The following is a 15,257-nucleotide window of genomic DNA, read 5'->3' on the forward strand; positions in this document are numbered from 1 at the left end:
TATGAATAACGGAGTAAAAATTTTAACAGGATTCAGTTTAGGATTATTAACAGGAGCAGTTGCAGGATTACTTTATGCACCTGAAAAAGGAGATAAAACAAGAAAAAAATTAAAAAAGAATGTTGACAAATCGTATAAAGATTCAATCAAGAAAATTGATGAGTTGAAATCAACATTAAATAAAGAAATCGATAGTGTTTCAAGCAAAGGAAAAGAAACAATCGATCAATTGAAAGAATCAGTAAATTATAAAAACTGATAATTATACTGATATTTTAATTTTTTTTGAATTGATAAATAGATTAATTATATGAGTACTACAGTAGATAAAAGATATAGAAAATTAGGATTTGATAAGTCAGAAACAGAAAGATTGGTAGAGGTAATGAATGCTTTATTAGCAAATTACCATATGCATTATCAGAAATTGAGGAATTTCCACTGGAATGTGAAAGGAGCTGATTTTTTCGATTTGCATGAACAATTTGAAGAACGCTATGACATAGCGAAAGAAAGTATTGATGAAATAGCAGAAAGAATCAGAGTTTTCGGTCACACTCCATTAAGTAATTTGAGTGACTATATGGAGAACTCCAATATTAAAGAGTCACCGACAGATTTACCGGCTGAAGAAATGGTGCAGGAGATCTTAAATGATTACCAAATCTTATTATCGTATCTGACTGATGCCATGAATGCAGCGATAGATATAGGGGATGTAGGTACTGAGGATATGTTGAATACCTTCATCCAAGACATGGAAAAACACCACTGGATGTTAAGTTCTTTCTTAGGCAAATAATTAAATAATAGTTTTTTAATTAAAAGCTGAATCTTGAAAAGGATTCAGCTTTTTTTTTGAGCTAACTTTATACCCCGAGCCCGTGTAAACTATTATTTGTTAAAATGGCAAAAATAGATAAGTTTTAATATGCTTTTTTTAGCTTTGTAACCGAAGATGAAAACCCTAAAACTGGACATACCGGAAGATAAGAAAATATATTTTGCATCAGATTTTCATTTGGGCGCACCCAATTTACAAGAAAGCCATTTAAGAGAGCAGAGGATAGTTAGATGGATGAATCAAATTCAAGCGGATGCTGCTGCTTTGTTTTTAGTTGGAGATATATTTGATTTCTGGCATGAATATAAAAAGGCTATCCCTAAAGGTTTTATTCGGTTTCAAGGCAAATTAGCAGAATTAGCAGATGCAGGATTGCCTGTCTATCTGTTTACAGGTAATCATGACATGTGGATGTTCGGCTATTTTACAGAAGAACTAGGTATTGATGTTTTCCGTGAACCGATTACGTTGCAAGCTAATGGAAGTAAGATACTAGTTGGCCATGGAGATGGCTTAGGGCCTGGTGATCGACAATATAAATTTCTAAAGAAGGTTTTTGAAAATAAATTATGCCAATGGTTATTCAGACAAATTCATCCTGATTTAGGAATAAGCATCGCCAATAAATGGTCAGCAAGCAGTAGAATAAGTAGTAGTACAGATGAAACTGAAAAATTTTTAGGTGAAGGAGAATGGCTATGGACCTACGCAAAGAAAAACGAAGAGCATACTCATTATGATTTCTATGTTTTCGGACATCGGCATTTACCGCTTGATTTAGAAGTCAACAAAAATTCGCGTTATATAAATTTAGGGGAATGGGTTAATTATAATACTTTTGCATCTTTTGATGGCAAAGATTTTGTACTAGATAAATTTAATGAAGAATAATTACCGCCTTTAAATATGATAAGAATTTTACTTATACTTTCTGTACTTTACTTTACGCTATCTATTTCATACGCTCAAGAAGGCTCAAAAGATAGTGTTGAAGTGGAAAGTGTAGAAAAAGACGGCAGAGTAAACTACCCTAAAAAGCTACTGGTAAATCCAGAGTTCGATTTTAAGCTAAAAAAAACAGAAACAGGAAAATTCACCCTCAGCTTTTATAAAGACACTGATAAGTCCACTACAATTAAGATTTATGATTTAATAGGCAATTTAATTAAACAAGAGACGGTCTCTAAAGCCGGGTTGTTTACGAAAGAGTATGATTTAAGCTACTATAACCCAAAGTTTTTTGTTGTGGAAGCGGGAAGTTCGGAGTACAATAAGACAAAATCGATCATAGTAGAATAGTTAAAGAGATTTTACATTCTATTAATACTACTCTTCATAATTTCAGCAATTCGCTCCACATCTTTTTTGTAAAGTTGAGTGTATCGATGTTCTTTTCCTAAGTACTTATTAGCTAAATTGTAGGACTCTTGATAATATATCTGCGCCATTGTGTAGTTTTCCTGCTTTTCAAATAGCTCCCCAAATTTATTATATAAATAAGAAGTCTTTTGATGACTTTCATCAAATTTTTCCTCAATTATATTTTCTGCTTTTTTGAGGTATTCGTATGCTTTATCCAAAGCATTTAGTTCTTTGTAGCAATTAGATAATGAGATATAATCATCAGCAACATAAGGATGATCCAACCCAAAATTGACTGTGTCAACTTTTAGAATTTCCTTATATTCAGACAAGGCTTTTTCAAATTTCAATTGATTATAGTAGATATTTGCCAAACTGTAGCGAGTGGATACAATGAAATTATTATCTGGTTTTAGTTGAGTACTAAATATATCAATAGCTCGGTTGAGAATTGCAGAGGCACTATCGTAATTCTTTTTTTTATAATATGTTCCTCCCAAATTACTTAAAGTAATAGCGATATCTAGATTTGCTTTAGATGCTATTTCCCTTTTCAGACTAATTGAATGTTCAAATGAAGCAATAGCAGAATCATAGAGAGACATATCCCTAAATAGATTTCCTTGATTATTGTAATAAACTGCGAGTGCAGTCTGACTTTCAGGAGTATTTTTCGCTTCTAAAATTTGTATTGCTTTCTTCTGATAGAAAGCAGCAGAGTCAAACTTGGACAAATCTTTAAATACTGATGCGTAATGATTGAATATATCAGCTTTATCTTTTTCAAGAATATCTTCTTCTATCAGCTGACTTGCTTTATTTATAAAATATAGAGCGGTATCATAATTGCCTTGAATCTGTTTTGATTTTCCAAGAGCCAAAATATTTTCAATCTTAAAATCTAAGGGTAGGTTTTCTTGAGGATCATCAATCTTTCGTAGTAATATACCAAATACTGAATCGGCTTTTTGGTACTCTGATAATTCACGGTAATTACCAGCTAGAGTGCTCATGATTTTCAATTTACTAATGTTGTCAACGTCTTGATAATCATTCAATACTTTTTCCGCAAGCGTTCTAGAATCATTCCACAGATAAACATTGGTATAAATATTAGTCAACCTATCATATAAACCAAGCTTAAAAGCACGATCGTCAAACTTTGCCTCAATGCTGCTGGTGCTATTATCTAAAATATCTTTAACCGTTAAACCTCCTTCAGTTTGAACCGGATCTGCATTTTTGAAAATATCCAACAGAAATTCACTTGTCTTAACAGCTTTTTGTTCGTTTTCCTTTGCTATACTAGCTTGATAAGCAGAAATTATGGTTCCTGATACCAATGATATTATCACTAAGAAGGAAAGAGCAATCTTGATCATATTTCTCGCTAGAAACTTTTCGGCTCGGTAAGACCAGTTTTTAGTATGAACATCAACAGGAATGTTATTAGTGTAATTTATAACATCCTGAATGAGAGCTGAAACTGACACATACCGATCTTCTGAAGATTCCCTCAAACAAACCTTAATAATGGAAATTAGTTCTTTAGGGGCTGAATTTGATAGTATCACTTCCCTATCATAAGGATTTTTTTCATGAGGATTTAACGGATTCTTAGATGTTAGGACAATATGAAACAATACTCCCAACTGAAAAATATCTGTCGCTGTTGTGATATCCCCCATTTTAATTTGTTCCGGGGCGGCATAGAAAGGGGTTGCTTTATGAGTGTGTTTTTGAAGCTTAGTCCCGATTTTTTGCGCAATACCAAAATCTAATAATTTAACTTGCCCTTCCCTATTTACTAAAATATTAGAAGGCTTTATATCTAAATGTAGGATTAACCTATTATGTGCATAATTAATGGCTTCACAGATACTGAGATAAAGCTTGATCTTTTCTTGAATACTTAATTGATGATTTTTCAAATATTCATCTATTGGCAAGCCATCCACATATTCCATGATAATGTAATGAATTCCATCATCTGTAACACCTCCGTCTAATATATGAGCTATTCCTGCATGATTAAGATTAGCAAGAAATTGTTGTTCATTTCTAAAATTTTCAAAGAAATTCTCTTTTACCTCTTCAGGAGAAAAGCACTTGACAGCCACTTTTTGTTCAAATTGTTGGTCATTTCTTTCCGCCAAATAGACTTGACCCATGCCACCATGACCTACTTGCTCAATTATTTTATATTTATCAATTATATCACCAGATTGATATATATTTTCCTTTTTTTCCTCAAACCCATCTGCTATCCCTTCTTGAAGTTTGTCAAAGTATTGATCAGCATTTTCTACATCTCTTAGCATCATGAGAACAGTTTGTTTTAAACGCTCATCATCTTTTGCTCTATCTTTAACAAAATTTTCCCGCTCTGAGGCCGGTATTTTCAATGCGCTTTGGAAAATATCTTCCAATTCACTCCAAGAATATCCCATTATTTTTAAGCCGTTTTTCTAGCCTGAATCTGACTGTAAATCCAAGCCTTGATTACTTGCCAATTTCTTTTTACTGTGGAAGGTGAAATATCAAGTACTGCTGCTGTTTCTTCTATAGTCATATTGGCAAAAAACCTACACTCCACTAGTTTTACCTGTTTGCTGTCTTTTCTCTCTAATTCATTCAAGACCTCATCTAATCTTAATAATTCATCTGAACATTCATCCGACAAATTAATTTTTTCTTCCCATTCTTCAAAGCAAAGATGTTGGGCATCACGACCTCTTTTAATGGCATTTTTCCTTCTTGCTGCATTCAATAGAATATGACGCATGGCTTTGCCTGCCACTCCATAAAAATGAGCGCGACTATTCCAATTAGCCTCTGAATTTATTATTTTCAAATATGCTTCATGGACGATCGCAGTGGTGTTCAATGTTTCTATACCAAAATATTGAAAACGAATTCGATGCGCAATATGTCGTAATTCACCATAAATCACAGGGAATATCTTATTGTAAGCATTCATATCCCCTTGATTTACCTGAACTAATAGCTGTGTTATTTCTCCTTGGTTTATCATAATAATTCGATAAATATACCAAATAAACTGTACAAATCTACTATTTTTTAAGATAAAATAAAGATATGTAAAAAACCTTACATAAACAGACTAAATACATTTTATAAAAACAGAAAGCTCTGATTTTAGGCAGAAAAGCATTCTAATTTAAAATTAAGAAACCACTTCTAACGGCTTGAAATTTATTTTATTATATGAATTCCAACCTTTTTTGTATTTCTTCTGTCACTATAAAATAAATCGAAAAATATTTTTGTGATTTAAAATCATTTGAATACTTTCGATGCTATAAAAGAATGTTATACCTCTAAATTTTGACGCTATAGAATAAACTTTTACCAAACTAAACAAGGTGTTTTAAGATGAATAATCAAAAAACAATGCTGGACGACAGCCAATTGGTCGGTCAGTATATCAATGGTAATGAAGTAGCGTTTGAAGAATTAGTAAACCGCCACAAATCAAGAATTTTCACTACTATCTACATGATTGTTAAAGATCATTACGTAGCTGAAGATTTAATGCAAGAAGTTTTCATCAAGGCTATACGAACTTTGAAATCTGGTCGTTATAACGAGGAAGGTAAATTTTTGCCCTGGATTTTAAGAATTGCACATAATTTAGCAATTGATAAGTTCCGGAAAAATAAAAGGTACCCTACCATCGTTATGGATGATGGAAATAGTGTATTCGAAACCCTCGAATTTGCAGAAGGCACTTTTGAGGACGCACAAATGAAGAAAGATGTGCATAAATCGCTTCGTAAATTGATATCGGAATTACCGGAAGCACAAAAACAAGTGCTGATCATGCGCCATTATATGGATATGAGTTTTAAGGAAATTTCCGATCAAACGGGCGTTAGCATCAATACTGCATTAGGCCGAATGCGCTATGCCCTCATTAATTTGAGGAAAAAGATGCAACAATATAATATAGCCTATGACCAAAATTTTTACTCATGACGATTTAATCCGATATGTTTATGAAGAAACAGAGCCGGAGGAAAATCGGCAAATCGAACTGGCCTTAAGTGAGGACATGGAACTTTTAGAACAGTATCATGAACTATTATGGCTGAAAAAGCAAATGGACGGGGGAATGATGGCTCCTTCAGAAAAAACCATCAATACTATTTTAGAATATTCAAAAGCTGTTAATTTGCATCCTGTAAAGGAATAGCAAATGACAAGAAAAGAACGCTACGAAGCATTTTTAGAATATTTTTCTAAAAACCAGCCACAAGCAGAAACGGAATTACATTACGAAAATCCGTACCAACTGCTTGTGGCTGTTATTTTATCTGCCCAATGCACAGATAAAAGAGTAAACATAGTTACCCCTGCGCTTTTCGAGGCTTTTCCCACACCGGAGCATTTAGCCAGCTCACACTTTGATGAAGTACTTCCCTATATCAAAAGTATTTCTTTTATGAATAATAAAACCAAGCATTTGCTTGGTATGGCCAAAATATTGGTAGAGGAATTCAATTCTGTTGTGCCGGAATCCATAGAAGATTTACAGAAGATGCCGGGAGTCGGAAGAAAAACAGCCAATGTAATTGCTTCTGTCATTTATAATCAGCCGGCCATGGCGGTGGATACACATGTTTTTAGGGTTTCCAAAAGGTTGGGTTTGGTCAATCAAAATGCTAAAACGCCTTTGGAAGTAGAAAAAACTTTAATAAAACATATTCCTTCTGAGTATGTGCATGTTGCGCATCACTGGTTGATCTTGCATGGTAGGTATGTGTGTGTGGCAAGAAGACCGAAATGCGAAGAATGCAAAATCACTCATTTATGTAGGTATTTTGAGAAGAACAAACCATTGGAAAATCAATTATAACTATGGATCAAAAAGCCATTTTGAAATATTGGGCTTTGGCATTAGGACCATTACTATTCCTAATAATCCAAATTGCGAATCCCCAATTTTGGTTTCCTGAAATAGGTTGGGATGTATTTTCCATTGCTCTATGGATGATTGTTTGGTGGGTATTTGAAGCTATCCCGATCTTTGCTACTGCTCTTTTGCCAATGGTTTTATTTCCCAGCACAGGAGTATTTAATCTCTCTGATGCTACAACTCCCTATGCTAGCCCAATTATTTTCCTTTTTATGGGTGGATTTATGTTGGCTTTGGCAATGGAAAAACATCAACTCCATAGAAGAATTGCATTAAATTTAATTCGCCTTACAGGCACTAATGCCAATGGAATTATTTTAGGGTTTATGTTGGCTACAGCCGTCCTCAGTATGTGGATAAGCAATACAGCCACAGCGGTAATGATGTTGCCCATCGCGCTATCGGTGGTTAAATTATTGGAGGCACATGAAGACACCTTTTCAGGCTTCAACCGCTTTAAAGCAGCTCTTTTCTTAGGTATTGCATATTCCGCAAACGTTGGAGGTATGGCAACTATCATTGGGACTCCTCCAAATGTAGTTTTAGTAGGATTAGTAAAAAGTATTTTGGGCAAAGAAATTAGCTTTGCAAGCTGGTTAATAATTGGCATTCCAACAGTGGCGATTATGTTGATCATTATTTATCAAATGTTAACTAAAGTGCTTTTCCCACATGGGATCACTAAGATTGAGAAAGCAGAATTATTTATTGGTCAGGAAATAAAGCAGCTCGGAAATTGGAGCAAAGAAGAAAAATGGGTAGCCATCATTTTTAGTATTACAGCTTTATGTTGGATATTCAAATCTCAAGTCAATTCGGTATTGGGAATTGAAATTTTAAATGATACGGTTACTGCTATGTCAGGTGGATTAGCTACATTTTTAATTCCACTCAATAAGTCAGGTAAAATGTTGATGAACTGGGAAGACATGAAAAATCTTCCCTGGGGTATTTTAATATTATTTGGGGGCGGAATGACACTAGCCAAAGCAATGGAAACAGCTGGCTTTGTAGATATGATAGGGGAAGCTATTCGTCAGTATCAAAATATTCCACTATGGTTGTTGCTTTTAATATTAACTACCTTGGCACTTTTCTTAACTGAGGTGATGAGCAATGTTGCGCTCACTACTATAGCGATTCCGATGGTGTTAAGCATAGCTACTGGCTTGGATGTAGACCCGCTGTTGCTGGCTATTCCAGTAGCCATGGCCACAAGTTGCGCTTTTATGATGCCTATTAGCACTCCGCCCAATGCCATTGTCTTTTCAAGTGGTTATATCAGCATAAAGCAAATGGTAAGAGCTGGAATTTTATTAAATTTAATAGCAGTGATTGTATTAGTAGTTGCAGGATATTTTCTCGCGCCCTTTGTTGGGGGTTAACATTACTTGTAAACAGTCAAAGGCTACTTTTATATTGCCACAAAGTGACACAAAAGTTTAACACAAAATTTCTTTAAGATTTCCACAACTTGTCCCATATTTATTTGGAAGGAACACAAAGTAAATGTCTGTAGCTGATCAATAGTGTTTACTTGTTTCTATGGGATTGATAAAAATCCGATTTAACAGCACATTTCTTAGCGTCCTTTGTGAAATTCTCAGTACAATCTTTGTGGTTAAATCATTTCAGCTTTAGCTGAAATATCTTTTATTTTCTATTTGTTTCGCATCAATAGGTCTTTAAACTCCAGTATCAATTCTTGTTCTTGCTTCAAAATTTGCGGTTTTTTAAATATTATAAAGGCATTTTTCAGTTTTTTGAAATGATATTCTGTTTCGTACATTATAATAGAGATTAAAGGGAATGAGCAGACTATCATCCCAGCTAATATCCAACCTATACTTAAACCTAATGCTATAAAAGTTAACAAGTAGTAAATAGGATAAAGGAACATTGCAATTCCTGTTCTTAATGAAATATGCCATGTAATATCTTTAACTCCAGCTATTACTTTTTTTTCAATTATAAATTCGGGTATGAAATTGATGATTTTAGCTACGAACCAAAAAGGTAATCCAGCCAAAACTCCAGTGGCTTTAAAAAACAGTTTAAAAACAGATGGTTTTTCAGCGATATAATCCTCTGTCAGATTATTTTTCTTTACTGATTCAAAATATGAGTTAGTATTCTCCTGCAATACAACTGATTTTTGCTCATCATCCTGCAGCTGGTCTGCGATTTTATTTACTAATTCATTTTCTGCATGAACAATAGATCTATTATTCTCGGCCCATTTTAGAGCATAAGGCTTAAGCAGCGTCCGAACTTTTTCCATGAATTCATATTCTGAATGCCACTTGATATCTATCATTTCAGCTGAAATATCTATTCCTATTTTAGCGGTAAATTGCTTTTGAGCTTTGGTCGGATTTTCCTGATATACTTCTTGGAAATCCTTTACTCGAAAAGCCTCACCAAAATGAATATGTAAATCATACCATCTCTTGGGATGATTTGTATAATGCAAACCAAAAGGAGCCACATTCAGGCCTAATTCGAAATTATTCTCTTCTTCTGCTTGAAAAGCAATTCTTGCTGGCCCTTTCTGCATTGACCTCAAAAATCTCTTAATGGCGTGATTTCCTTCGGGAAAAATTAATAAGGTTTTCCCTTGGTTGAATAAGTCAAAACACTTTTTAAATATTTCATTGTTTTGAGCCACACTTCCCATATTGTCTTTCTTTCTGTATATCGGGATCAAGTGAATAATGTCCAATGCAATAGAAGCCCATTTTGATTTGAAAATATCAGCTCTAACCAGAATATTGGGATTGATATTTTTTGCAACTTTAACTAGAGCCAGACCATCCATAAAAGTGTTTTGATGATTGCTGACAAATAAAGTGGGTTTGCGATCTTTTATTTTATCATAACCTGTCACTATGATATTTCGATAACTAAAGGACATACTTGCATTTAAGAAAATGCGAAGAATGGCATATATTGAGGACTTTATTATATTGTACATTAGGCAAAGTAAAACTTAAAGCCACAAATATAATGATTTTAGGCAGTGTTCAATATGAAAATTATGCGTCCGATTATGAACACTTTAAAAGATTGAAACCGCATTTAAAGCTTACTGGAGCTATATTTGCTATTTGGCATTCATATTGAGTTAATTTTTTAAATAAGAAAATAAAAAAATGGAAAAGAATTTAGAAAGAACAAGAGAAAGAGTTTTTGCCGGTGTTTGCGGAGGAATAGCAAAATATTTTGGCTGGGATGCAGGTAAAGTTCGTCTGCTTTATGTATTGATATCAATTCTTAGCGCAGCATTTCCTGGTATATTAGTTTATATAATACTGTGGTTTGTGATGCCAGAAGAGAAATTGAGTTGGAAAAGGTAAGCTGAGTTACTCCTTAGAAAAATCTATTATATATATTTTTTCTTTGCCATTAATTTTTTTTGCTCTTATTAGAACAAGATAAGTGCCTTCGGAATGGACATAATTTCCTATTGCGTAGTTCAACCCTTCGGGCGAACTTCCTTGATGAGCATATTCAAAACTAATGGGTTCATGCTTTTTGAAAAACTCTTTTAGATATATTTCAGCATGTACATTGCTATAATTTCCTGATTCTCCATTGATGTTCAGCTCAATATTATCATGGAAATGTTGAGATAATTCTTTTGAGCTCCCTGCTTTTAGTGCAGATCTAACATCAGCAAAAAGAGATTCACTTTGTGCATGACTATTACTCAAGCAGAAACCTGAAATAATAATTATTAAGAAATATTTAATAGCAAATTCCTTCATTAGGATTTTAATTCAATTTAAATAGGTCAATAAGCTAAAATTATGCCATACATTGCATATAGTACTTTTATTTCTCTTTATTCAATAGATAATTATAATATTTACACAAAATAGCATAATGGAATTGAGTATGCAAAAAGCATTCATTTATTTTACCTATAAACCGGATTAAATTTATTTACTTCTAATATCTAGCATTTTACCAATTAATATTCCTTTGTTTTCCTTAAAAGAAACCTCTTCATCACTAACTTTTTTCACACCTTCGATAGTGAAAAATGCTTTTGGATTATATTCATGAATTTTAGGAATCAGTTCTTTTAAAGTGTTTCTTTTCACTACAGTAAAAATAATATTTACTTTTCCATCATTTCCAGTAGCATCAATGTTTGAATACCTATGGTTCTTTCTTTCAAGATAATCAATTAAATCATTGGCAGGTAATGCAGTAATGACTCTTACCACTACTCTTCCGATTGCCATTTTCTCTTCTAAGATGATACCTACATAGGTTCCAAAGGCATAGCCTAATGCGTAAGAGATATAACTCACCGGATTATCAATATGCTGAAAAATCTGACCTATAGCCAACAACCATATCAAAGACTCGAAAAAACCTAAGAGAGGAGCCAGTCCTTTTTTACCTTGCATTACCAATATTACTCTTATGGTTCCTATGGAAACATCCGCAACCCTTGCCAAAAAGATCAATAATGGTAGAATTACAAACGCAAATATATTATTGGTGAACCCCAATTCTTGAAAAAACTCTTGCATAAATATCTATTTTGGAGAGAAACCTAAATATCTGAAAATTATTCCAGTTGGAAAAATGGATTGATTTCCATTGAGATATTACTAAATAGGTATCTACTGTATGGCTTAAATGTTTGTAGTAAGCTTTGACAATTTTTTATCGGAATGTTGCGCTGTCATTTCATTTCTCAGCTAGACGATTCCAAGCATACTAATTTCCTTCTCAGTTTCAATGACTTTAAAGATACGAGCTGGTAAGCTCATTCCACTACTCACTTAGCCACTAGCGAAATTCACTACTTTTACAATATGAGCCGGAATCTAAATCTATAAACGTTAAGAAGAGCCAGCTCCGTATAAACTAGCCATCCTGCTATTAATCTGGATATAAATCAAAAGAGGCTATCAAAATTGAATTTGACAGCCTCTTCTTAAAGACAATTAAAACGAATATAAATTATTTATTTCCACCAGCCCTAATCATGGCACAACGGAAACCGATGGTAGCAGTAGATGAATCTTGTTCGATGAATCTTCTTGTTCCCGGAGACAACCAATAAGCAACATCTGCCCAAGATCCTCCTTTGTAAACTCTGATATTGTCATTGATCAAAGAATTAATCGAATTGGGATCTCTAGCACCATTATCATAATTGTTTTGAGGATCTAAAGTTCCATCTCTTCTAACTGGGTTCAAATCTTCGAAATCTTGGAATGACAATGGACGATATAAATCCCAAACCCATTCATTCACATTTCCAGCCATGTTGTATAGGCCATAATCATTTGGAGGGAAATTATAAATGTAGTCAGTAATAAAAGCACCATCGTTTAATTTTCCTGCAATACCACCATAGTCACCACGACCTCTTTTAAAATTAGCAAGGAAGTATCCCATTTCTTTTCCGTACGGGTTTCTTAAAGAATGTCCATCCCAAGGATAAATTCTTTTATAAAGCTGCACTTCATCAACCCACTGTGTACCAATTAAAGCAGTTGCAGCATATTCCCACTCCGCCTCAGTTGGCAAACGATAATCAGGCAAAACGACTCCTGTTTCTAAAGGTATTCTACCTCCTGATTCGGCAGGAACTTCAATTCCAGCTTCTTCAGCTAATTTATAATTCACCATTATAGATCTCCACTTGGCATATTCATTAGCCTGCTCCCAATTCACCCCTACAACAGGATGGTATCGGAAACCTGGATATCTCAAATAATGATCTACGTAAGGATCGTTATAAGCTAGTTTTCTCGCCCACACAGTAGTGTCAGGGTGAACAGACTCATAATAATCTCGAGAAGAATCTAATTTAACGTAATGCAAGAACTCAAGCCAGTGGATGTTGGCTACCTCCGTTTCGTCCATGTAAAAGGAAGAAACTGTTACCGTTCTTTCAATATTATCTCTAGTATGAAGAATATCTTCTTCAAATGAACCTAGTACGGTTCTACCCCCTTCAATGTAAACTAAGTTAGGTCCATCAGGTTGTCCGCGAAACTCAGCCACCTGAAAGCCTTCCTCGCTATTATATTCTAAACCTGTTGTCGTACTCAATACTCCCGGCCCTTTGGCTGTTGGGTTGCCACTACCGCATGCAAACAATAAACCTATTGCTAATGCAAGCATGGCATTTTGGATTTTAAACACAAACTTTTTCATATCCTGTTATTGTATTCGTTTAATATACACTGTTTAATCACTTATATATCAATGCAATATATAAATTATTGGTAAATATAAGCTTACCAAACACTAAATTCAACTATTAAAATGAAATTTTAAAGTATTTTAGTACAAATTCGACCAATATGTAATAATTTTAAATCAGTTACAGTAAAACGTCTGTCGGATTTGCTTTATTGTTTCACTCTTCAGCCCAAACTTTAGTGCCTTCAGTACAATTTGTACAAATATCGATCTCAGTTCTCGATTTTAAAAGTTTATTTCTAAAATCTTCGTATAGCTTGCCTTCCCATATTGATTTAAAACTCGCTTGGTTTAAGTTTCCCAATTGATGACTGGCATCTTTGTCGAAACAACAAGGCACCACCCTACCGTCCCAAGTTACTACACAACTATGCCACATTTTCCAACATTGGTTTAATAGCTTATTTTTGATGGCATATATTCCATTCTCCAATTTTCTATACCTGCTATATTTGGGATTATTGGGTATTAATGGAGAACCATTTTTGTAATCATAGATTTGCGCTGTTTTTAACTTCACCTCATCCACGCCCAGTTCATCAGCTAATTTATAGATTTGAGGAATATCTTGCTCGTTAGGCTTTACCACCAAAAACTGAAAAATAATATGGGGCGTACCGGATTTCAACTCTTTCTTCCATTTGACCACATTTCTTGTGCCTTCCAATACTTTTTCAAGCTTCCCTCCGATTCTATAGGATTCATAAGTCTCTTGGGTTGCTCCATCAATAGATATGATTAACCGATCCAAACCACTTTCAACCGTCTTTTTAGCTATCTCATCATCTAAAAAATGGGCATTGGTTGAAGTAGCGGTATAAATATTGTGTTTGGAGGCGATTTTTACTAAATCCAGAAAATTTTTATTGACATAGGGCTCTCCTTGAAAATAGAACAGCATATAAATTAAGTGTTCCTTGAGCTGCACTAACATATTTTCAAAGGTTTCGGCTTTCAACATCCCAACTGGGCGAGAAAAAGACCGGAGCCCACTGGGACATTCTGGACAGCTTAAATTGCAGGAAGTAGTCGGCTCAATGGCAATAGAAATGGGCTTTCCTTTTAATTTGGAATAGCCAGCATTTTTGGATTGATGATAGCTCCACCATAACAAAAAGCTATTCAGGGCTTTTTTAAATGTTATCTTTTTCAGTAGATTAAGGCTATCTTTATAATGCATAAATATTTTATTGCTTAACGCAAAAACGAACTTAATAAATCCTCATGAACTTTAAAGCAATCATTCGATTAATTCCATGGATTATTGTGCTTGTTCTTCTAGTTTTTCTTTGGCTTAGAAGATTAGGGAACTACACAACACCAGAGCGCACCGAATTTGAGAGCACTTTAGTATTGCAAGAAATTGAAAAGTTGGGCAAATTGGAACTAGTAAAATATAATTATAAGGAAGTAGTGGAGATGGAAAACGTAGCCAAACGATACTTAGATTTGGGCTACTTTTATATTCCAGGTGGACAAGATCAAAAGGCTATACTAATTGCGCAAGGGGAAGCAGTTGCATGCATTGATTTGCAAAAGATCAAAAAAGAAGATATTGAATTAAGGCAAGATACTTTGTACGTAAATCTACCTCAACCTGAAATCTGTTATTATAAGGTCAATTTAGAAAACAGTAAGTTTTATGACCTAAAAACCAGCAAGGACCAGAAGAAAGCTGGCGAATTCGTGGATGAGGTTTATGCTAAAGCTGAAGCCCAAATAAGGGAAGCAGCTGTGCAATCAGGAATATTGGCAGACGCCAAAACAATGAGCAATAGTGTACTGAAACCTTTTCTAGAAAACATTACTGGGGTAACCGTAATACTTAATTTTTCTGAGCAACCAAATCCTATTCAGTTTGAAGTGGATTGAATTGGA

17 protein-coding genes are annotated in these 15,257 nt (G+C 34.2%); 10 read left to right on the forward strand and 7 right to left on the reverse strand.

The features are described from left to right. The first annotated feature begins 1 nt into the window (after position 1). The 4 genes from FTRAC_RS10855 (at position 2) to FTRAC_RS10870 (ending at position 2,143) form a co-directional block, all read left to right on the forward strand. Positions 2–259: a YtxH domain-containing protein gene (locus FTRAC_RS10855; RefSeq protein WP_013454299.1), complete on the forward strand. Its 258-nt coding sequence runs from the start codon at positions 2–4 to the stop codon at positions 257–259. Positions 260–310: 51 nt separating this feature from the next. Beyond that, complete coding sequence (locus tag FTRAC_RS10860; RefSeq protein ID WP_013454300.1) at positions 311–802, forward strand: Dps family protein; 492 nt, start codon at positions 311–313, stop codon at positions 800–802. A gap of 156 nt (positions 803–958) precedes the next feature. Next, entirely contained in the window at positions 959–1,735 is a 777-nt protein-coding gene (locus FTRAC_RS10865; RefSeq protein ID WP_013454301.1) for a UDP-2,3-diacylglucosamine diphosphatase, read from the forward strand. A gap of 15 nt (positions 1,736–1,750) precedes the next feature. After that, entirely contained in the window at positions 1,751–2,143 is a 393-nt protein-coding gene (locus tag FTRAC_RS10870; protein WP_013454302.1) for a T9SS type A sorting domain-containing protein, read from the forward strand. 11 nt (positions 2,144–2,154) lie between these two features. Here the strand turns inward: FTRAC_RS10870 and FTRAC_RS19295 are convergent, their stop codons facing one another. After that, positions 2,155–4,656, reverse strand: a complete 2,502-nt coding sequence (locus tag FTRAC_RS19295; protein ID WP_013454303.1) for a serine/threonine-protein kinase — start codon at positions 4,654–4,656, stop codon at positions 2,155–2,157. 5 nt (positions 4,657–4,661) lie between these two features. Beyond that, a complete protein-coding gene (locus FTRAC_RS10880) occupies positions 4,662–5,240 on the reverse strand; it encodes an ECF-type sigma factor (RefSeq protein WP_013454304.1) in 579 nt (192 codons plus the stop codon). Between the two features lie 362 nt (positions 5,241–5,602). Here FTRAC_RS10880 and FTRAC_RS10885 point away from each other — a divergent pair, with 362 nt between their 5' ends. Genes FTRAC_RS10885 through FTRAC_RS10900 form a run of 4 tightly spaced genes read left to right on the forward strand, consistent with a single transcriptional unit; the run spans position 5,603 to position 8,530 of the window. After that, a complete protein-coding gene (locus tag FTRAC_RS10885) occupies positions 5,603–6,205 on the forward strand; it encodes an RNA polymerase sigma factor (RefSeq protein ID WP_013454305.1) in 603 nt (200 codons plus the stop codon). Beyond that, entirely contained in the window at positions 6,183–6,422 is a 240-nt protein-coding gene (locus tag FTRAC_RS10890) for a hypothetical protein (protein WP_013454306.1), read from the forward strand. The genes FTRAC_RS10885 and FTRAC_RS10890 overlap by 23 nt, the downstream gene beginning before the upstream one ends. Positions 6,423–6,425: 3 nt before the next feature. Beyond that, positions 6,426–7,085 (forward strand): endonuclease III, encoded by a 660-nt coding sequence (gene nth, locus FTRAC_RS10895; RefSeq protein WP_013454307.1) that lies wholly within the window; start codon positions 6,426–6,428, stop codon positions 7,083–7,085. A gap of 2 nt (positions 7,086–7,087) precedes the next feature. Then, positions 7,088–8,530, forward strand: coding sequence for an SLC13 family permease (locus FTRAC_RS10900; protein WP_013454308.1), 1,443 nt, complete (start codon positions 7,088–7,090; stop codon positions 8,528–8,530). Positions 8,531–8,805: 275 nt separating this feature from the next. On the opposite strand, the gene FTRAC_RS10905 is transcribed toward FTRAC_RS10900, so the two are convergent. Then, positions 8,806–10,059 carry a 1-acyl-sn-glycerol-3-phosphate acyltransferase gene (locus tag FTRAC_RS10905; protein ID WP_041649755.1) on the reverse strand — a complete coding sequence of 418 codons (1,254 nt, stop codon included), beginning with the start codon at positions 10,057–10,059 and terminating at the stop codon, positions 8,806–8,808. A 238-nt stretch (positions 10,060–10,297) separates the two neighbouring features. Here FTRAC_RS10905 and FTRAC_RS10915 point away from each other — a divergent pair, with 238 nt between their 5' ends. Continuing rightward, the gene (locus FTRAC_RS10915; protein ID WP_013454310.1) at positions 10,298–10,501 is read left to right on the forward strand and encodes a PspC domain-containing protein; all 204 of its coding nucleotides are present in this window, start codon (positions 10,298–10,300) and stop codon (positions 10,499–10,501) included. A 6-nt stretch (positions 10,502–10,507) separates the two neighbouring features. On the opposite strand, the gene FTRAC_RS10920 is transcribed toward FTRAC_RS10915, so the two are convergent. From FTRAC_RS10920 to FTRAC_RS10935, 4 genes are all read right to left on the reverse strand, one after another. Beyond that, a complete protein-coding gene (locus FTRAC_RS10920; RefSeq protein WP_013454311.1) occupies positions 10,508–10,912 on the reverse strand; it encodes a DUF4783 domain-containing protein in 405 nt (134 codons plus the stop codon). A 174-nt stretch (positions 10,913–11,086) separates the two neighbouring features. After that, positions 11,087–11,689, reverse strand: coding sequence for a DUF2179 domain-containing protein (locus FTRAC_RS10925; RefSeq protein ID WP_013454312.1), 603 nt, complete (start codon positions 11,687–11,689; stop codon positions 11,087–11,089). 436 nt (positions 11,690–12,125) lie between these two features. Further along, entirely contained in the window at positions 12,126–13,331 is a 1,206-nt protein-coding gene (gldJ, locus tag FTRAC_RS10930; protein WP_013454313.1) for a gliding motility lipoprotein GldJ, read from the reverse strand. A gap of 205 nt (positions 13,332–13,536) precedes the next feature. Continuing rightward, entirely contained in the window at positions 13,537–14,559 is a 1,023-nt protein-coding gene (locus FTRAC_RS10935; protein ID WP_013454314.1) for a radical SAM/SPASM domain-containing protein, read from the reverse strand. Positions 14,560–14,603: 44 nt separating this feature from the next. On the opposite strand from FTRAC_RS10935, the gene FTRAC_RS10940 reads away from it, so the two are divergent. Then, positions 14,604–15,251, forward strand: a complete 648-nt coding sequence (locus tag FTRAC_RS10940) for a DUF4230 domain-containing protein (protein ID WP_013454315.1) — start codon at positions 14,604–14,606, stop codon at positions 15,249–15,251. Positions 15,252–15,257 lie beyond the last annotated feature (6 nt).

The organism is Marivirga tractuosa DSM 4126 (genome assembly GCF_000183425.1).
GTDB lineage: Bacteria > Bacteroidota > Bacteroidia > Cytophagales > Cyclobacteriaceae > Marivirga > Marivirga tractuosa.